Source organism: Sneathiella marina (assembly GCF_023746535.1).
GTDB lineage: Bacteria > Pseudomonadota > Alphaproteobacteria > Sneathiellales > Sneathiellaceae > Sneathiella > Sneathiella marina.
Genome location: NZ_CP098747.1, coordinates 893,589 through 912,120 on the forward strand (window position 1 = coordinate 893,589; position 18,532 = coordinate 912,120).

Here is an 18,532-nt window from a genome sequence, read left to right on the forward strand (position 1 = left end):
CCCTAAATAAAACGTTAGCTTATAGCGGTTATGATCTGGCGAAGAGATCAAAGTCTTACTGGTTAAGGAATGACGGGTGTAAAAAGTGAGTATATTAAAAACAGTTATCGGTGGTTTTTTTGTCACGGCAGCCTTGAGCGCCTGCGCGGGGTCCAGTCAATCCAGTGAACGGGACGCCTTGCCTAAGACATTCCAGGATGCGGGCGGGACGACGGACGTTTATCAGCCGTCAGTTACCGGGCAATATTTAGCTGGCCGGCATGCCATGCGGGAGCAGAATGCCGATGCTGCTTCAAAATATTTCGCGGATGCGCTGCTCCAAAATTCCGATGATATCATTCTATTAACCGGTGCTTTTCAGGCAGCGCTTGGTATGGGCGACATTGAAACAGCGCTTCAACTTGCGCAGATACTGGTAAAAGAAGAAGGCGAAAATTCCGCCCCGCATCTGGTTCTGGCGCTGGATGCCCTGCGTGAAAATAAATATCTAGTCGCTGAAGAACATTTGAAACAGACGAGCGATACCGGCTTCAATGTTTTGGTAAAACCGCTGTTGAGATCCTGGGTTACACTTGGTTCGGGGGATGTTAATGCGGCAATTGCTGAACTGGACGCGCTGGATAAATTCGATGGCTTTGATACCCTAAAACAATATCACGCTGCGATGATTGCGGATGTATCGGGCCAACAAGAGCTTGCAGATGAACTCTATGCGGACGCAATGCAAGGCCCCGCTGGCCAAGCGGTCCGACTTGTTCAGGCTTACGGTATTTACCTGGTGCGCACCGGGCGAGAGCAGGAAGCCCGTGACCTGTTCGATGACTATCTGATACGGTATCCGTTAAGCCCGACCATTAACCTGCTCATTGATGACCTGGATGCCGGGCGGCCTTTAAAGCCGATGCTAAGCTCCCCCGTAGATGGCGCAGCTGAGGCATTGTATAGCGCCGCATCGGTTATTGGCCGGGAGCGGGCAGTTGGCATTGCGGCAACCTATACATATTTCACCCTCATGTTGAAGCCGGATTTTCCAGTTGCACGGGTTTTGCTGGCTGAAGCAGCGGAAGATCGTGACCGGTGGACGGAAGCCCTGGATCTCTACAGCCAGATTGATGAGAATTCGGCCTATTATAAGAATGCCCGAACCCGCCAAGCCTGGGCCACATACAAGCTGGGGGATCAAAACGAGGCTTCCCGTATCCTCGAAGAGGTGATTGATGCCTATCCAAACGACATAGAAGCCCTGGTTGTCCTTGCAGATATGAACAGGGATGCTAAAAACTGGAATGAAGCCGCCCTTCAATATGGACGGGCGGTAAGTCGGCTGCCAGCGTTTGAAAATCGGCATTGGTCCTTATTCTACGCTCGGGGTATTGCCTATGAGCAATCAAAACAATGGGCGCTGGCTGAAACAGATCTGCTTAAAGCTCTGGAACTTCGCCCCGACCATCCGCAAGTCTTAAATTATCTGGCCTATTCCTGGGTAGACAGGGATGAAAACCTGGACAAGGCAAAAGATATGCTGATCAAGGCCGTCTCCCTGCGTCCGCGGGATGGATATATTATTGATAGTTTAGGGTGGTTATATTATCGTCTCGGAGATTTTGAGGATGCGGTTGCGCAGCTTGAAAAAGCTGTTTCATTGCAGGCCGCTGATCCAACCATTAACGACCATCTCGGTGATGCGTACTGGCGGGTAGGGCGGTCTGACGAGGCGCGGTATCAATGGCAACGTGCCCTTTGGCTTGAACCAACGGAAGAGCAAGCCAGGGAAATCGAGCAGAAACTCAAAGATGGGCTGCCGAACAAAATCAAAGCAGAAAACTAGGACCGTCCTGTGTCCGGTTGACTTGGGTTCTTAATGATCAAAAAAATAGCGAAGCCTAAAGTCAATTTGTGTTTACATGTAACAGGGAAGCGGGATGACGGATATCATCTCCTGGAAAGCCTTGTCGTTTTTCCTGATGGCGGTGACGAGATAATAGTTCGGCAAGGTAAGGACCTGTCCTTATCCGTATCCGGGCCGTTCTCAGATGACATCGGTGACATATCAGACAATCTGGTTTTAAAAGCCGCCCGTTTGCTGCAACAACATACAGGATGTCGTCAGGGTGCGGAAATTGAGCTTGTTAAAAATCTCCCGGTGGCGTCGGGAATTGGGGGCGGATCTGCCGATGCGGCGGCAGCGTTGCTTCTTTTGGCAAAATTGTGGAAATGTTCATTAGGCCCGGAAGAATTACAGGATATCGGATTGTCTCTCGGTGCCGATGTCCCGGCTTGCCTGATTGAAAAACCGCTGATTATGGCGGGAATTGGAGAAGATATAAGCGAGATAGATCCCTTTCCAGGGTTTTATATTTTGCTGATTAACTCGAAGACAAAGGTTTCAACGCCGGAAGTATTTAAAAACCTTAACATTCCTGTGGACAGGCCAAATATCGAGCCATTCGATTTAACGACAACAGGTCCTCTATTTTCGTTGCTTAACAGCTGTAGAAACGACCTGCAGCCTGCCGCAATCAAAATCGCCCCAGACATCTCAAAAGTTCTCTGTGTTCTTGAGGCGCAATCCGGGTGTAAACTGGCCCGGATGAGCGGAAGCGGTGCGACATGTTTTGGATTGTTTGAATTGAAAGTTACTGCGGATACTGCCGCATCCAAAATTGCGCAGGAGTATCCCGATTGGTGGGTTAAGGTAATGCCGGTCTAAAGCAATAAGGGCGAATTGTCGTAATTTTCTACTGATTTACCACTCTTTATTTTCGCGTAAATACAGATTTTGGATATTTTTGAAAATTTGACTTGAGCTTGGTCGATGACTTGGATAGAAAGAGGCTCCTTATTGGGGTGTCGCCAAGCGGTAAGGCAACGGGTTTTGATCTCGTCATGCGCAGGTTCGAATCCTGCCACCCCAGCCATTTTTCGATGAACGGGAACAGGTCTAAGCCGAGGTAGCTTCGAACTGTAACGGAGAAATGCTTCGCGGTTATTGCCGGCTAAGGACCAGGTTCAGGCCAAGTAAGACTAGAATGCTTCCGCCAACTTTTTGAGTAAACCGTCCTGCGGCACGGGAACTTCGTAAAATAACGGAAATTCTGTCAGCAAGCAGAACGCACGCAATATCTGCCGATGAAAACATAAAATTCACGATTGTGCCCAGAATAAAGAGCTGGAGCCAGATCGGAAATCCCGCGCTTGGGTCGGTAAACTGGGGTAAGAATGCCAGATAAAAGATAGCCGTTTTTGGGTTCAATATTTCAACAACAATACTGTCCCAGAAAGCTCGGCGTGGCCCTTTTTGCTCGATCTGTAAACTGTTTGTCGTCAACGGCGATTTACTCATGAAAAGTTTGCAGCCTAGCCAGATCAAATAGGCTGCGCCCACAATTTTCAGGACAACATAGAGGGTCGGCACTGCCTCAAATAGAACAGCCAGTCCAAGTGCGGCTGCGACTACATGGGCATATCCGCCGACGTGAATTCCGAGAGCAGCAAACCATCCCGCGCGTCTGCCCCGCGCCATCGTCTGCGCCGCAGCATAGAGCATCGCCGGCCCGGGCATATATGCAAAAACAGCAGTGGCCACGAAAAAGGCTATCAGGATTTCGAGATTGGGCATGATTTGTCTCAATCAATTTGTTCCGGCTCCAGGTTACATATCACGTCCTTCTAGCTTGTGTAAGGCGTCATTTTTGGGTCGTTCCGTCCCTGGCTGCAGCCCGGCTGAATGTCGGTTTCAACATTGCCGCTAGCGATTCTCGGTTATCAGGTAAATTTGAATTGAGACCGACTAACTGAGACTGGATGTCCGGATAACAGTGTGCCTTGATTACATTATACCCTAACAGCTTAGTGAAATGATGATCAGAATACCTTGACTTCTTGTTGATAAGGTCTACATAGCGCGTACGTGTTGCATTTGTTCTGACATGCCTAGATGACCGGTACGCCGATTAGCTTCGTTATCCGCTGACAATGTGATCGTTACAAGACCCCGCTTTTGCATGGTGCGAGGCGAGGAGTTCACGTTGCTATTAAAGGATTAAGATAATGGCTACTGGTACAGTAAAATGGTTCAACCCAACTAAAGGTTTTGGTTTCATTGAGCCTGAAGACGGATCAAATGACGCTTTCGTTCACATCTCAGCCGTAGAACGCGCTGGTTTGAGCACATTGAATGAAGGTCAAAAAGTTTCTTACGAACTTGAAGCTGGCAAAAACGGCAAATCATCTGCCGAAAATCTGTCAGTCGTCGACTAAAGACGAAACGCGCCGCTTCCAATTCGTTGGAAGCGGCTGCTTTATACTGGCAATGCCTCAATAAACTCTTTTTAAGAAGATGCAGCAGGCATTCCTTGTTGAGCGTGAATTAAAGATTGTCAAACAATCCCAACATTCCTGATCTCCTCTCAAAAATTTAAAGCTCGATAATTCGGTAGGTGCAGCGACGCGCGCCGGCCAATATGTGATCCTCTCTGGTCACAATCGCATCAGGCCCGATTATTTCCTGAAATATCTCCAACTCGTTCTTGCACAGGCCCGCACAGGCTTTAGCTGCAGAGCAAATGGGACAATGGTTTTCAATAAGAAGCCAACCTGACGCATCTTGCAGGGCTTCTGCCATATACCCTTCGTCTGTTCGAATTTTAGCAAGCGCCTTTACGCGATCTTCAAGAGAGGTTGTGTCTTTAAGTCGACTGAAATAGTCGGATTTCTGTCGGGCCCCATGCGCTTCGATTATTTTGTCCAAGCCCTGGTTGCCAAACAGCTTGTTCATTGTACCAATCAAGTCCACTGCCAATGTTTGATGGGCATCGGGGAAAACACGGTTTGCATCTTCTGTAAGGTTCCAGATTTTGAGCGGGCGTCCACGCCCCACGGAACGATTTTCTGACGCAACCAAGCCTTCTTTCTCCATATCATAGAGATGCAGACGGACGGCCATGGGCGTAACGTCAAACTGTTCAGCCAGGTCATGTGCCGATTGCGGGCCTTTTCGCTTCAAGCTGTCGAGGACCATATTTCTTCGCGCAGTGTTGTCGGTGCTGTTTTTTACCATTTCTTTTTATAAATTATTTGCTTTATAAATTCAAGTTATTATATAAAGAAAACACTTTCTTAAATGGAGATTAATTTTATGATTAAGTTCGAACATGCAAATCTGGTTGTGTCCGATTTAGACCGGACCCTGGCATTCTTGAAGGCCGCGTTCCCCGACTGGAAAATTCGCGGTAAAGGATCCAATGATTGGTATGGAAAGCCGAGAAATTGGGTGCATTTCGGTACGGCCGACAATTACATAACGCTCAATGATCACGGAGAAGGGGAAAACCGCGATTTGAAAGGGCATAGCACTGGACTGGCACATTTGGGCTTCGTTGTTGACGATCTTGCCAGTTTGGTTGGCCGACTGGATAATTCCGGATTTCAACCGCATTTGCAGGGAGAAGATAACCCGTTTCGACGCAATGCATATTTCATGGATCCCGCAGGTTTCGAATTTGAATTCGTGCAATATTTCAGCGATATATCAACTGAAAGAAATATGTATAGTTAGTTGAGCATCAGGTTAACATAGCTGCACGGTGGTTCTGTAGAGGGCAGGTCACCGTGCAATTCAGATTTCTCAAACCTGTATTTTCATGAAGAATCCAAACCCAAACCCAGAGCCAAGGTAATCTAGCTTCCCTCCTTCTCCGTATAAGTTCTGAAGATCCAAATTTAACCTGCCAGATACTTTTATGTATGGCCCGCGCCCCAGCGCCTATTTTTTAAATCTACTGCCCTCCATGGCAATGATTGATCTTGCCAATCTTCTAATCTCGACCGGAATGAGCAATCCTCGATTGTCTGGTGATTTACGAATGGCGACCGTATTGTTTACGGATCTGGTCGGGTTTACGCGATTATCTGAATTTGTCGATCCTGTTGAACTCATCGGTATTCTTAACGAATATTTCGACATCGTGTCGAAAATTATCCGAAAGCATGACGGTTTGGTTCTGAACTACATTGGGGATTCGGTTTATGCGGTATTTAACGTACCCAAGGAAGATCCAGATCATGCTGAAAATGCGATCCGCTGTGCTTTGGAACTGGACGCAACTCTTAAATCTACCAGTTTTGCCAATGGTGTATTTTTGCCAACGCGAATTGGGGTTAGTAAGTGGACTTGTCGTTGCAGGCCTTGTTGGTACAGATCATCGCCCGGAATACTTTGCTTATGGTGACGTCGTGAATGTCGCGTCGCGGCTGGAAGCCATGAATAAGGAACTGGGAACAACGATTTTAGCGAGCGGAACAACTTCTAATCTAGCATCCAATCTCGAGGATGCAGGTGTTGTCTTCACCTCCAAGGGAGAAAAAGCAGTCCGCGGTAAAATTAACACTATTGATGTTTATGAAATATCGAGTGCTTAATATTAGTCATATATTTCTGTTGACATGTGTGGCTCACTCCTAAGACTAGGGTTTTAATCTGGCAGTATTCTGTCCTGTGCATTCCGGGTCTTCCTTTATGATGTTACTGTTGCGTTTTCTGGGGAAACATTCCGCCATAATTCTGGCCGCCGGTGTCGTTGTTGCTTTCTTTTTGCCGCAACTCGATACTTACCTCATGCCAGCTTTTCCGGTCCTTGTATCCGCCCTGCTTGGCATTGCTTTTTTGAGAGTTGATTTCAAACCGGTCATTTTACAATTAAAAAATCCGAAATTACTGCTTAGTGTATTGGGGGCAATGTTCATATTGTCGCCGATCATCATGATGGGCATAGTTATTGTCACATCCCCGCCGCCTGAAATTGCGCTTGCCCTTATGATGTTTGCCTGTGCGCCGCCGCTTGCATCGACGACTAATATTGCCTTGATGATCGGAATGGATAGCGCCATATGTCTGAACGTTACGGTGGTCGGTGCGCTTCTTCTTCCCTTTATCGCTCCACCAATCCTCACCTTATCTGCTGGTTTTGAAATTGATCTTGATGCCTGGACTATTTTCCTCAAGCTTGTTTACATCGTTGGTGGTGCTCTCATCGTCAGTAGTATTCTTCGGTACCTTCTCGGTGTTGACCGTATTCGCCGAAATGGCGAGGTTTTTGACGGCATCACAACTATCCTGCTGCTTGCCTTTTTGATGGCTGTCATGGGGCCGGGAAGTGCGGTTTTAATCAAGGAGCCGATAGTCGCGATCGGTATTTGCCTCATTGCGCTTGTGGCGAATTTCGGAACGAATTTTGTATTTGCGCTGGTAGCGGAGTTTTTCCATTCAGGTAAGATTAAGAAGCCCGAGAAAATGCCGGCAAGTATTGGATTGCTCGCGGGGAATCGCAACTTTGCATTGATGGTTCCAACTCTTCCTGAAGACGTTTTCGCGGGCGTCGTTGTCTTTCTGGCTTTTTACCAAGTACCCATATACCTGACACCCCTTCTTGAAAGATGGATCTTTAAGGAGTTTCGTAAAAGCCCGGCGACGAAGATATAGGAAAATAAAGTAACCCCGTGATCAACACGGGTTCGAGAGAGATGAGAGTTAAATGGTGAAAACAGGGATCATAGCGGGCGGCGGAATAGGGGGGTTGGCAGCTGCGCTCGGCCTCGCACAAAAAGGCATTGAGTCTGTTGTTTTGGAGAGAGCCTCTCGATTTGGCGAAATTGGCGCTGGTATTCAGTTGGGCCCCAATGCCTTTCACGCATTTGACTATCTCGGCGTTGGAGATCAGGCGCGATCGCAGGCGGTGTATATAGACAAACTGCGCTTGATGGATGCCGTTTCGGCGGAAGAAATAACGCATATTCCCCTCGGCGACGATTTTCGTCGTTTTTTCGGTAACCCATATGCCGTTGTGCATCGGGCGGATTTACATATGGTTCTCTTGAAAGCCTGCCAGGAGAGCGAACTGGTTCAGTTGCGGACAGCCCAGAATGTTCAGTCATATGAGAATATGTCCGATCATGTCCGCGTACATATCGAGGGGGAACAGAGCATTGATGCTGACTTTCTAATTGCGGCCGATGGCCTGTGGTCCAATATCCGAAAGCAACTAGTCGGTGATGGCGATCCGGTTGTTTCGGGTCATACGACTTATCGATCTGTTATTCCCTATGACCAGATGCCAGAAGACTTAAGATGGAACGCGGCGACGCTCTGGGCGGGGCCTAAATGCCACATTGTGCATTACCCGCTTGCCGGCTGGAAATATTTCAATCTGGTTGTGACCTATCATAATGATGCGCCTGAACCCGTGGCCGGAAAACCGGTTGAAAAACAGGAAGTACGGCAGGGATTTGAGCATATCCATCCAAAAGCCCAACAGATCATAGAGCACGGGAACGACTGGAAATTATGGGTTCTGTGCGACCGGGAACCGGTAGATAGATGGCGTGACGGCCGGGTTGTTTTGCTGGGAGATGCGGCGCATCCAATGCTGCAGTATTTTGCGCAAGGTGCCTGTATGGCATTGGAAGATGCTGTATGTCTGGCTCATATGATGGAGAATAAGACATCAACGGGTGAAGCTCTGGCAACTTATGAGGCCCAACGTGTTGCCCGTACCGCGCGTGTTCAGATAAGTTCGCGTTTAATCGGCGAGTATATATACCATCCCGACGGAGCGAAGGCGAAGGTTCGGGACCAAGTCTTGCAATCTTGGCGTCCGGAAGAATATTATCAGCGTCTTGATTGGATTTATGGAAAAACCGGCCTGGGATAGAGGATGGATTATGGCAAACCAGGAAAAACCTGCTTTGACGGAAGAACGAAAACAGTTCTATGAGAAAATTGATAAGGAGCATCTGGCACCTCTGTGGACTGTGCTGTCTGACCTTGTAACACCGGAACCAACGAGTGCCTGTGTCCCTCATCTTTGGCATTATGAACCCCTTAGGCGCTATTTGCTGGAATCCGGAGGATTGATTACCGCAAAAGAGGCGGAAAGGCGGGTTCTTGTTTTGGAAAATCCTGGCATGCGCGGTACCAGTAAAATTACAACATCGCTCTATGCCGGCTTGCAACTGGTGTTACCAGGTGAAATCGCGCCAGCTCATAGACATACGCAATCCGCATTGCGTTTTGTCCTGGAGGGTGCAAATGCACATACGACGGTTGATGGCGAAAAGACGAATATGAACTTTGGAGATTTCGTAATCACGCCGCCAATGGCCTGGCATGATCATGGGAACCAAAGCGAAGACCCCATGGTTTGGCTAGATGGTCTCGATATTCCCATGGTGTCCTTTTACGATGCATCTTTTGCGGAAGCTTTTGAGCAGGATGCGCAGCCTTTGAGCAAGGGGGTAGGGGATTCTCCCGCTCGATATGGCGCAAATATGCTGCCGGTGGATTTTGCCGCAAAAGGATTGGCCTCGCCGATTTTCAATTACCCTTATGAGCGAAGCCGTGAAAGCCTTGACGTCATGAAGCGGCAAGAGGAATGGGATCCCTGTCATGGGCTCAAACTGCGATATATCAACCCGGTTGATGGAGGCTTCGCCATGCCGACCATTGGAACTTACTTGCAACTATTGCCTAAAGGCTTTTCGACGGCACCCTATCGGTCAACGGATGCGACGGTTTATGTTGTAACGGAAGGAGCTGGGAAAACGACTGTCGATGGTCAGGAGTTTAATTGGGGACCGAAAGACATATTCGTTGTCCCTAGCTGGAAATGGAGTACACATGTTGTCAGTGAAGAGGCCGTATTGTTTAGTTTTTCGGATCGAGCTGCACAACAAAAACTGGGATTCTGGCGGGAAGATCGCCAGAATAATTAATTGATAGAGGAAAAAGTATGAGTATTGAACGTATCGGTGTCGGAACCCGGATGAGCCAAGCAGTTATTCATGGCAACACGGTTTATCTTGCAGGACAGGTTGGCGTCGCGGGAGAGAGCGTTACAGCGCAAACAGAAGTGATATTGGGTAAAATTGAAACTCTGTTGGCAAAAGCGGGCTCGGATAAGTCGAAGCTTCTGCAGGCAACTATTTGGCTGAAAGACATGAAGGATTTCGCGGAAATGAACGCTGTCTGGGATGCCTGGATTGATCCGGATAATCCGCCAACCCGGGCCTGCGGCGAGAGCGCACTTGCCACCCCGGATTACACGGTTGAAATTATTGTGGTCGCAGCCAAGTAAGGAACGAACTGGACGCTGAGGAACTTAGTTCCTCAGCGATTTACCCGTATCGAGCATACTGACGATCCGGGCTTGAGTTTCCGGTGTCTTGGCTAGAATAAGAAAGGCTTTCCGCTCCGCATTGAACAAATCCTGCTCGCTTGCAAGCGTGCCTGGTTCACAGTCGCCGCCGCTGACGATCCGGCCGATTTCCGTGCCGACCGTGACATCATGGGCCATAATCATGCCCTTGTCCTTTGCCGTGTTAAGCCAATCCTGCATTTTATCAAAGGAGGGTTTGCCTGCGAGAGGAATTGGTGCGCGTGCCGGTGCTTTCTTTATGTTCGGCAATACCGTAAGGGCGGAGCTTAGCAATCTATCCCGGTTCATCAGAAATTCGTCGTTTTGCCTCAACATGGCTTGCTGCTTTGCGAGAACCGGAGAGGTGGCTGTGCGGCCCATCCCGATGTTCATAAAGGCATTCCAGGCAGCTTTTTCCATATCCCCGGTTTTCTCATACCACCGATAGAGATTTTCCTTGCAACCCCCGCCGCCCGGAACAACACCAACCAGTGATTCCACCAATCCCATTACTGAATTTGAATGGCAAATGACATGATCTGCATGCAGAACAACTTCAAATCCGCCCCCGATGGAAAGGCCTGATGGTGCGACGACTACCGGGAGCGCGCACTCCCGCATGGCAAGGACAATTTGCTGGAAATCACGATCCAGAAATTGATCAAGCCCGGCATAATCTTCATTTTCAAAGAACGATCTGACACCGCCGAGATTCACACCACAGGAGAAATGCTGCGCATCATTATGTACAATTACCCCATTTAGATTCTTGTTCGGTGCTTGTGTGACGGCATCATTCAAAATACGCATGGAGTCACCATCCAACGCATTCGCCTTGCTATGGAATTCGACAACAGCGGCGCCTTCATACTCAAACCAACTGGCAGAGCTGTTTTCATTTTGTGCTTTGAGGGTTTGGCGGACTTCAGAAAACCGCAAGACCCCATCGGCTCTGAGTAAAGGGCGCAATGAGCCGTGATCCCATCTGTTCTTAAGGATATTGTTCTCGACGGCGTAGAAACTGGAACCCCGAGCCTTCTGAAGAAAGGGAGGAATTTCTGACCCCTCCAATTCCAGTCGATCTATAAACCGATCAACACCGATCTGATCGATAAGTTCGAACGGACCATGTATCCAGTTATATCCAAGCTTCATGGCATCATCGATCGGAACCGGATCCTCACCAATTTCAGGAATAAGAGATGCCGCATAGCAAAGCGTTTGTGATAAGACTCGCCAGGTGTAGTCGCCATATCGGCTGTTGTCATTAAACAGCTCCACGACGCCATCACGTTCCGCACGCGCTGCAAGTGGTAAATCCAGTCTTTCGAAATCGACATATTCGCCACTTTCAAGATCCAGGACTTGTCGCTCCCCTTCTTTTTCCCGGTAAAATCCCTGTCCGGATTTGTTGCCTTTCTGGCCATCTGCAATCATCTTCGTCATCAAGGGAAGAGGGTTGCCATATTTGTGAAAGGCATCATGCGCAGGTAATATATTGACGAGGCTTTGTGCCACATCTGCCATCAGATCTATACCGATCAAGTCATAAAGACCAAACACGCCGGTTTTTGGAATACCCATAGGTCGCGAAAAGAGCGCGTCTGCCTCTGTTGGGGAAAGCCCCATATCAAAAGCAGTATGCAAGGCGCATTGAATGGCAAAAACGCCAACGCGATTTCCAAGAAAGCCTGGTGTATCCGCGCATATGACAACGCCTTTGCCAAGACGCTGTTCGCAAAAGGTGTCGAACATCTTAATAATATCGTCACGGGTATGTTCTCCGCGCACCAGTTCCAGAAGGCGCATAAACCGGACTGGATTAAAGAAATGTGTAATGGCAAAGCGTTCTGCGAAGGATTTTGGTAAACCTTCTGTCAGCAACCGGATAGGAATTGTCGAGGTGTTTGAGGTGACGATAACATCGTCGCGGCATGTCTCGTTTAACCGTCGATACAGGTCCTGTTTGATATCAAGCCGTTCAACAATAGCCTCTGCTACCCAGTCGCAATCTGCCAGTTTGTGGAAATCATCCCGCGTATTGCCAATCTCGATGCGGTTGCCGGCTTCATCACTCATCAATCCAGGGGATGCGGGATCTCGCAAACGGTCCATACCCCGTTCCGCTAGCGCGTTTACGGACGCGCCTTCACTTGGCAGATCCAACAACAAAACATTAACTCCGGCATTGGCGACTTGTCCTGCAATGCCGGCACCCATGGTGCCCGCGCCAATGACGGCAACTTTTCTAATTTCTTTCGTCACGCTTATTTTTCCTCAAGTGATTGGATAAAAGTCCCCATGGCTTCGAGACATTGAACCGGAGCTTCAACCGGCAGCATGTGCCCTGCATTTTTCAGGACCGTTGCTTTGACGTCGAGGTCGACCGCAAGGGCCAATCCGGCTTTAACCGGCGTCATTTTATCTTCAGCTGCAAGAATAACATGGGTTGGGCATTTAATTTCCCTGGAGCGTTCAGCCCCGAGTGAATATTCACTGCAGGCGATGAGATCTTTCGCGAGAGGGTTTGACGACATAATTTGATGGCCTATGGCAATTGGTTGTTGGCCTGGGACAGGGCTCATGCCCATTTGTGTGCGTTGTCCGAACCCCCATTGAAGCATCATTCCAGCTGCTGTATCCGGGGATTTTTGAGCCGTTTCAATGAGCGCGGGATTAACCGGAATAGACGCCGCCGTCGCAACCGCGGTAATTGACTGAAGGCGATTACCCAGCCCTGCAGCAGCTTCCAAAGCAATAAGAAATCCCTGCGAATGTCCGACCAAATGCACATATTCGGCACCCGCAGCCTCAACCACTTTCACCAACCAGCTTCCCATAGCTTCGACACTGTCCAACGGCTCTCCAGACGACAGGCTGTGACCTGGTAGATCCGGTGCCAGAACGGAAAAACCATGGAAGGCAAAATAGCGGGTTTGCAAGGCCCAGGCCCGATGATCCATTCCGGCGCCGTGAAGGAAAACGATTGTCGGCTTACTCTTGTCAAACTCAACTCCGCCTGTTGCCGCAAATATTTCTTGATTATTAACTGTTAAATACATTTCCTAATTACCTGCTTTCGCAACGGCTTTAGCAGCCGCTTTTATGCTGGAGGCAAAATCAGCCTTAATATCTTTGAATGTTTCGATACCAACCGATACCCGGATCATGTCCGGACTTAGTCCTCCCGCCCTCATGGCTTCATCATCCAGGCGCGAATGTGTCGTACTTGCCGGATGAAGAACCAAGGTTCGAGCATCGCCAACATTCGCCAAATGTGAGGAGATTTTGACATTTTCAATAAATTTTGCGCCAGCGTCACGGCCACCTTTCAAACCAAAACAAAGCATTGACCCTGCTCCTTCAGGGAAGAGTTGTTTCGCCAGGTCATAAGTCGGGCTTCCGTCTAGGTCCGGGTGATTTACCCAGGCAACGTCCTCATGATTTGCTAACCACTGTGAAAGAGCCTGAGCATTGGCAACATGTTGTTTCATACGCAGGCTGAGTGTTTCCAGCCCTTGCAGAAAGAGGAACGCTGAATTCGGGCTCATGGAAGGGCCAATATTCAACATGGTTTCAACCCGTATCCGCATGGAAAGCGCTGATGGGCCGAACTCGTCCCAAAAACGAATACCGTGGTAAGGCTCGAACGGTTCAGTCATGGTCGGGAAACGACCGCTTGCCTTCCAATCAAAACTCCCTCCGTCGATAACGACGCCGCCAATGGCCAGGCCATGCCCTCCTATCCATTTGGTGACGGAATGGATTACCACATCGGCACCATGCTCAAGGGGATGGCAAAGAGCTGGGGTTGCGAAGGTTGCATCGACGACCAAAGGGATACCGGATGCGTGAGCAACTTCAGAGATCATGGGAAGGTTTGACACCTCAAGACCAGGGTTTCCAATGGATTCGCAGAATACCATTTTTGTATTGTCTTGAATTGCGGCTGCTAGTGCTTCTTTGTCGTTTATTGAAACGAACGTGCATTCGATGCCAAATCGTTTGAATGTATTTTGGAAAAGGGTAACGCTGGATCCATATATCTGCGACGCGCAGACGATGTGATCTCCGGCGGAACATAAGCTAATAACTGTTGCGAATATTGCACTCATACCTGAAGCAGTGCACACAGCGCCAACACCGCCTTCCAAGGCGGCCAGCCTTTGTTCCAACGTCGCGACTGTTGGATTAGTCAAGCGGCTGTATATGTGCCCCCCTTTTTCCAGATTGAAAAGGGCTGATCCTTCGTCGACACTGTCAAATACATAGGAGGTTGTCTGATAAATGGGTACGGCACGCGCACCATGTTCCGCTTCCGGCTGATATCCACTATGCAAGGCGATGGTATCCGGACCCAGAAATGAAGATTTAGTCATTAGTTATCCTTTTAAGCCGAGAGCCTCAAAATCAAACGGTAATTTTGTTACTCGAGCTTGCTTGAGCCCGTCATTACTGCGGACATGAACATGCGTTCGTGAAGAAATAGCGGATAAATCACATAACGCAAAGGCTAATTGTGACTGGTATCGAGGTGACCAAACCATCGAAGTGATTTCTCCGATCACGAAATCATCCTGATAAATGAGATTATCCGAGAAATCGACCTGCTCGTTTACAACAATCCCGACCAGCTTCTTTTTTGGGTTTCGCTTGCGAAGTGCGGTAATGCTAAGGCTATCAATCCTCGCGTCAAGGCTGACATACTGATCGAGACCAACCTCAAATGGTGTTGTGTCAAAACTCATATCACTGCCAAAGGAAAGGAGGCCGCTTTCCATTCGTTCGATCTGATTTGGACAACCGGGACCAACATTCAGGTCTTTACCTACCCGGAAAAGTTCGTCCCAAAGATCGCGGCCCAAATCAGGATCATTTACATAGATTTCAAATCCGCCTTGTTTGCTCCAACCGGAGCGGGCAACCAACATTTCCGTCCCCTTGTAGGCCAGCATTTTATATCGAAAGAAACGAATATCATTTACTTCTTTTCCAAAAACCCGGGCGGTCAGTTCTTCGGCCTTTGGACCTTGAATGCCCAATGGCCAAATGTCAGGCTCGCAAATTTGTACGTCAAAATCCATGCCGGTCGCCAAACCTTTCGCCCAAAGCATGACATCGGTGTCCGCAATCGAAAGCCACCAATGATTGTCGTTATGTTTGATTGCAATAGGATCATTGATCATTCCACCGGTTTCATCACAAAGCGGAATATAAAAACACATGCCGGTTTTTGCCTTGGATAAATCTCTGGGTGTCATTTTCTGCACGAGTTTTTGTGCGTCCGGCCCGATGATTTCCACCTGGCGTTCGCAAGACACATCCCAGATTTGTACATATTCACATAAATGCCAGTAATCCTCTTCTAAACTTCGAAAGACTGTTGGCAGCAGCATGTGATTGTAAACAGTATACCCTTTTACCCCGCAGGCTTCGACGCGGCTTGTAAATGGGGTTGAACGGAGTCGTTTTGACGTTGTGATTTGTGGCGTCATCATAGCCTCACATAATTAAAGCGGACATGGAACAAGCTCTTAAAGCGCTCGCTTTACTCTCTGTGAGTTTCCATCAGTTTTTTGCCATAATGATATCATGAGACCGACAGCCACGAATACAGAGCCGACGATGTCCTGGATTGTAAGGGGTTGTGCTATAAATATTGCGCCGAATACAGCGGCGCTTATGGGACTAATGCCCATAAATACTGTTACGTTTGACGGTAACATATGCTTCAGAGCAAAGAGCCAGGCAAAATACCCGGCACCACTGCAAATACCGATAAAAAGGAAGGTTAGCCAAATTGACGCGTCAAACCCGGTCAAAGTGTCGAAATGTCCTTCATAAAAAACAGCGGCGAGGAGAAAGATAACAGAAGCTGCCATGGCCATAATGCTTACCTGCACAGTGGGGTAGCGCTGCAAATAGGGCTTGTAAAAAACGGAGCAAATTGCTCCTGTGAGGGCACTCAGGAACGCAGCACCGATCCCAAGCCAGCCTTTTGGCTCTAGTTCGGTAGTAAATGCCGTAAATCCGACTGCAAATGAGACGCCGATTATGGTAATGACAATGCCAGCCAATTTACGCAATGTAAAAACTTCCTGACCTAACATGACGGCGATTAACATGGTCAGGAGAGGAAGGGTCGCAAAAATAAGAACAGCTAATCCCACGTCTATATGGATGATTGAATAGTTAAGCAGAACGATCAAAATGGCAAATTGAAATATTCCGAGCAAAGCTATGGGAATAAAGTCTTTCTTTCGTACCTTGAGCCAGTGGCCACTGACGGCAAGTGGTAGTAAAAATAAAACGGCAATAAGGTAGCGCATAAAAGCGATGGTGGCCGGCCCGACATCTTCTGCGATAGATCCGGTTGCTACCAAAGCGATACCGACTATGAGGGCACTTATGGTCGCTGCTACCAGCGCCCATCGTTGTGGCGTCACAATGTGAGGTCCCAGGTTTGACCGACGAGTTCTTGACCAAAACTAACGTGTTTTTCCTCGTGAACCAGTTGGAAGCCTGCCTCGATATAAAGCTTGATAGCCGCTGTGAGGATGTCATTCGTCCACAATGTTACTTTTTTATATCCGGCTTTTCGGGCGAAGTTTAGGCATTCGCTGATTAAGCTCCGGCCGACGCCCTCGCCGCGTGCTTCTGCACTAACATAGAGCATTCTGAGCTTGGCCGTATGGTCATCTTTGCGGACCAGAAAAATAGATCCGAGAATATGCCCCTCTCTTTCAGCAACCCAACAATGTTCTTTATCAGGATTATGGTCTTCAAGAAAATTTCCCGCAATCTGGGCCACCATCGCTTCAAACCTGCCATCAAAATCATACTCTTCGGCATAGAGTTTTCCATGGGAGTGAATAATCCAACCAATATCGCCAGGCTGATGAGACCGGATAAGAACGGGATTTGGGGCAGGGGCATCATCGCCTAATATCGACAAAATGGACCTCATGGAACGCAATAGTTCCTTTTTTTGCGGATCCGTTAAGCGAGAAAGAACGGTATCAACCTCTTTTTGCGAGGATTTGAGAAACGGTATGAAAGTTGCGCGTCCAAGATTGGTCAAGGATAGGATAGTTTTACGTCGGTCAGAAAGGTTCGGCGCTGTTTTGACTAATCTCTTCGTTTTAAATTTTTTTATGATTCGACTTAAGTAAGCAGGATCAAGTGACAGATCTTTGTTTAGTGATGCTGCCGTCAGATTATCCCCTGCATATAATTCGTAGAGAATACGCATTTCTGTAAGGGTGAAATCACTGTTTAACAAGCCCTCATTGAGGGCGCCGACATGCCGGGTGTAGAATCTGTTGAAATGTCGAATTGCATCGATATCTGATAGGGAATTTTTCATTGATTTCTCCGATATCAGACATATTTTACTAATTTAGTGGACTGAGTCAACTAAATTAGGATTTTACCCTAATCTGGGATGATGAAGGGTTTTAAGCCTTTTAGAAAATTTCTTATAAAATCCTGCATTAACAGAGAACGCGGATGATATTTGGGATAGAGAATATCGAGGCGGAAAGGTAACTCGGGCTCAAAAGGTCTGGTTACCAACCCTTTTCCAACATATTCCGCAGCGTCTATGGAACTTACAATCGCTACCCCTGTTCCTTGTTCGGCCAAAATGCAGGCAGTAGCGAACTGTCTTACTTCGACGCGTTGATTGAGAATAACACCAGCAGAATCAAAGGCGGATTTAATTGCATGATAAAATCGATTTTCGCGGTCCTGAATAATCATGGGAATATTATCCAGATCACGGACGGTAATGACGGGTTTTCTAGCTAGAGGATGCTTTGAGGAAAGAGCACAGACAGTACGAATGTTATAGGATTCATGATTGACAGCGTCATGCCCTTCAAACTCGTCGGCGATACCAATGTCATATTGCTGCGCGGCTATCCATTCCCTTACCCGATCCGAACTTCGGGTTTGTATCGACATTGTTACATCGGGCCTGCTTTGCAAAAACTCGGAAACCACCCGAGGCAGTAAAGATGTCGCGAAGCCCGGGAGACAGGCCAACCTCAAATGCCCCGCCTTTTGATTGCGGATATCCGCTGCCAATTGAGAAATATGTTCAAGATTTGCGATCGCACGATCGACCTCGGCGAACAGAAAATCTGCTTCCGCCGTTGGATGCAGACGCCCCTGACGTCGATCGAAAAGAGGTATTTGTAATGCAGACTCCAAACTCGCAATTAAACGGCTGACCGCTGGTTGTGAAATACTGAGCATACTGGCAGCTGGGGTAACGCCGCCTGAAATGATAACTGCTCTAAACGCTTCCAGTTGTCGCAACCGATTCATTACCAAACGCC

General features: G+C 48.2%; 19 protein-coding genes and 1 tRNA gene. 11 read left to right on the top strand and 9 right to left on the bottom strand.

What is annotated here, in order from left to right; all coding sequences use genetic code 11:
• Positions 1-85 precede the first annotated feature (85 nt).
• The 3 genes from NBZ79_RS04330 (at position 86) to NBZ79_RS04340 (ending at position 2,918) form a co-directional block, all read left to right on the top strand.
• A complete protein-coding gene (locus NBZ79_RS04330; RefSeq protein ID WP_251935824.1) occupies positions 86-1,828 on the top strand; it encodes a tetratricopeptide repeat protein in 1,743 nt (580 codons plus the stop codon).
• Between the two features lie 33 nt (positions 1,829-1,861).
• Entirely contained in the window at positions 1,862-2,710 is an 849-nt protein-coding gene (locus tag NBZ79_RS04335) for a 4-(cytidine 5'-diphospho)-2-C-methyl-D-erythritol kinase (RefSeq protein WP_251935825.1), read from the top strand.
• A gap of 133 nt (positions 2,711-2,843) precedes the next feature.
• Positions 2,844-2,918: transfer RNA gene (locus tag NBZ79_RS04340), tRNA-Gln, on the top strand.
• A 68-nt stretch (positions 2,919-2,986) separates the two neighbouring features.
• Here NBZ79_RS04340 and NBZ79_RS04345 read toward each other — a convergent pair.
• Positions 2,987-3,619, bottom strand: a complete 633-nt coding sequence (locus NBZ79_RS04345; RefSeq protein ID WP_251935826.1) for a LysE family translocator — start codon at positions 3,617-3,619, stop codon at positions 2,987-2,989.
• Between the two features lie 431 nt (positions 3,620-4,050).
• On the opposite strand from NBZ79_RS04345, the gene NBZ79_RS04350 reads away from it, so the two are divergent.
• Complete coding sequence (locus tag NBZ79_RS04350) at positions 4,051-4,260, top strand: cold-shock protein (protein ID WP_251935827.1); 210 nt, start codon at positions 4,051-4,053, stop codon at positions 4,258-4,260.
• Between the two features lie 157 nt (positions 4,261-4,417).
• Here the strand turns inward: NBZ79_RS04350 and NBZ79_RS04355 are convergent, their stop codons facing one another.
• Positions 4,418-5,059 carry a helix-turn-helix transcriptional regulator gene (locus tag NBZ79_RS04355; protein WP_251935828.1) on the bottom strand — a complete coding sequence of 214 codons (642 nt, stop codon included), beginning with the start codon at positions 5,057-5,059 and terminating at the stop codon, positions 4,418-4,420.
• An 81-nt stretch (positions 5,060-5,140) separates the two neighbouring features.
• Here NBZ79_RS04355 and NBZ79_RS04360 point away from each other — a divergent pair, with 81 nt between their 5' ends.
• The 7 genes from NBZ79_RS04360 to NBZ79_RS04390 all read left to right on the top strand — a co-directional run bounded on the left by NBZ79_RS04360 (position 5,141) and on the right by NBZ79_RS04390 (position 10,130).
• Positions 5,141-5,557 carry a VOC family protein gene (locus NBZ79_RS04360; protein ID WP_420854582.1) on the top strand — a complete coding sequence of 139 codons (417 nt, stop codon included), beginning with the start codon at positions 5,141-5,143 and terminating at the stop codon, positions 5,555-5,557.
• A gap of 184 nt (positions 5,558-5,741) precedes the next feature.
• Complete coding sequence (locus tag NBZ79_RS04365) at positions 5,742-6,230, top strand: adenylate/guanylate cyclase domain-containing protein (RefSeq protein WP_251935830.1); 489 nt, start codon at positions 5,742-5,744, stop codon at positions 6,228-6,230.
• On the top strand, positions 6,130-6,420 hold the full coding sequence (locus NBZ79_RS04370) for an adenylate/guanylate cyclase domain-containing protein (RefSeq protein WP_251935831.1): 291 nt from the start codon (positions 6,130-6,132) through the stop codon (positions 6,418-6,420). The genes NBZ79_RS04365 and NBZ79_RS04370 overlap by 101 nt, the downstream gene beginning before the upstream one ends.
• A 97-nt stretch (positions 6,421-6,517) precedes the next feature.
• Positions 6,518-7,480, top strand: a complete 963-nt coding sequence (locus NBZ79_RS04375) for a bile acid:sodium symporter family protein (protein WP_251935832.1) — start codon at positions 6,518-6,520, stop codon at positions 7,478-7,480.
• 52 nt (positions 7,481-7,532) lie between these two features.
• Positions 7,533-8,708, top strand: a complete 1,176-nt coding sequence (locus NBZ79_RS04380) for a 3-hydroxybenzoate 6-monooxygenase (protein WP_251935834.1) — start codon at positions 7,533-7,535, stop codon at positions 8,706-8,708.
• A 10-nt stretch (positions 8,709-8,718) separates the two neighbouring features.
• Positions 8,719-9,768 carry a gentisate 1,2-dioxygenase gene (gtdA, locus tag NBZ79_RS04385; RefSeq protein ID WP_251935836.1) on the top strand — a complete coding sequence of 350 codons (1,050 nt, stop codon included), beginning with the start codon at positions 8,719-8,721 and terminating at the stop codon, positions 9,766-9,768.
• A 17-nt stretch (positions 9,769-9,785) separates the two neighbouring features.
• On the top strand, positions 9,786-10,130 hold the full coding sequence (locus NBZ79_RS04390) for a RidA family protein (RefSeq protein ID WP_251935838.1): 345 nt from the start codon (positions 9,786-9,788) through the stop codon (positions 10,128-10,130).
• 24 nt (positions 10,131-10,154) lie between these two features.
• On the opposite strand, the gene NBZ79_RS04395 is transcribed toward NBZ79_RS04390, so the two are convergent.
• The 7 genes from NBZ79_RS04395 to NBZ79_RS04425 all read right to left on the bottom strand — a co-directional run bounded on the left by NBZ79_RS04395 (position 10,155) and on the right by NBZ79_RS04425 (position 18,521).
• Positions 10,155-12,455 (bottom strand): 3-hydroxyacyl-CoA dehydrogenase/enoyl-CoA hydratase family protein, encoded by a 2,301-nt coding sequence (locus NBZ79_RS04395; protein WP_251935839.1) that lies wholly within the window; start codon positions 12,453-12,455, stop codon positions 10,155-10,157.
• Between the two features lie 2 nt (positions 12,456-12,457).
• Positions 12,458-13,252, bottom strand: a complete 795-nt coding sequence (locus tag NBZ79_RS04400; protein WP_251935841.1) for an alpha/beta fold hydrolase — start codon at positions 13,250-13,252, stop codon at positions 12,458-12,460.
• 3 nt (positions 13,253-13,255) lie between these two features.
• On the bottom strand, positions 13,256-14,569 hold the full coding sequence (locus tag NBZ79_RS04405) for an O-acetylhomoserine aminocarboxypropyltransferase/cysteine synthase family protein (RefSeq protein ID WP_251935843.1): 1,314 nt from the start codon (positions 14,567-14,569) through the stop codon (positions 13,256-13,258).
• A gap of 3 nt (positions 14,570-14,572) precedes the next feature.
• On the bottom strand, positions 14,573-15,688 hold the full coding sequence (locus NBZ79_RS04410; RefSeq protein ID WP_251935845.1) for a dimethylsulfoniopropionate demethylase: 1,116 nt from the start codon (positions 15,686-15,688) through the stop codon (positions 14,573-14,575).
• Positions 15,689-15,724: 36 nt separating this feature from the next.
• Complete coding sequence (locus NBZ79_RS04415) at positions 15,725-16,636, bottom strand: DMT family transporter (RefSeq protein ID WP_251935847.1); 912 nt, start codon at positions 16,634-16,636, stop codon at positions 15,725-15,727.
• Complete coding sequence (locus NBZ79_RS04420; protein WP_251935849.1) at positions 16,633-17,556, bottom strand: bifunctional helix-turn-helix transcriptional regulator/GNAT family N-acetyltransferase; 924 nt, start codon at positions 17,554-17,556, stop codon at positions 16,633-16,635. The genes NBZ79_RS04415 and NBZ79_RS04420 overlap by 4 nt, the downstream gene beginning before the upstream one ends.
• 68 nt (positions 17,557-17,624) lie before the next feature.
• Positions 17,625-18,521: a LysR substrate-binding domain-containing protein gene (locus NBZ79_RS04425; protein WP_251935851.1), complete on the bottom strand. Its 897-nt coding sequence runs from the start codon at positions 18,519-18,521 to the stop codon at positions 17,625-17,627.
• Positions 18,522-18,532: the final 11 nt, after the last annotated feature.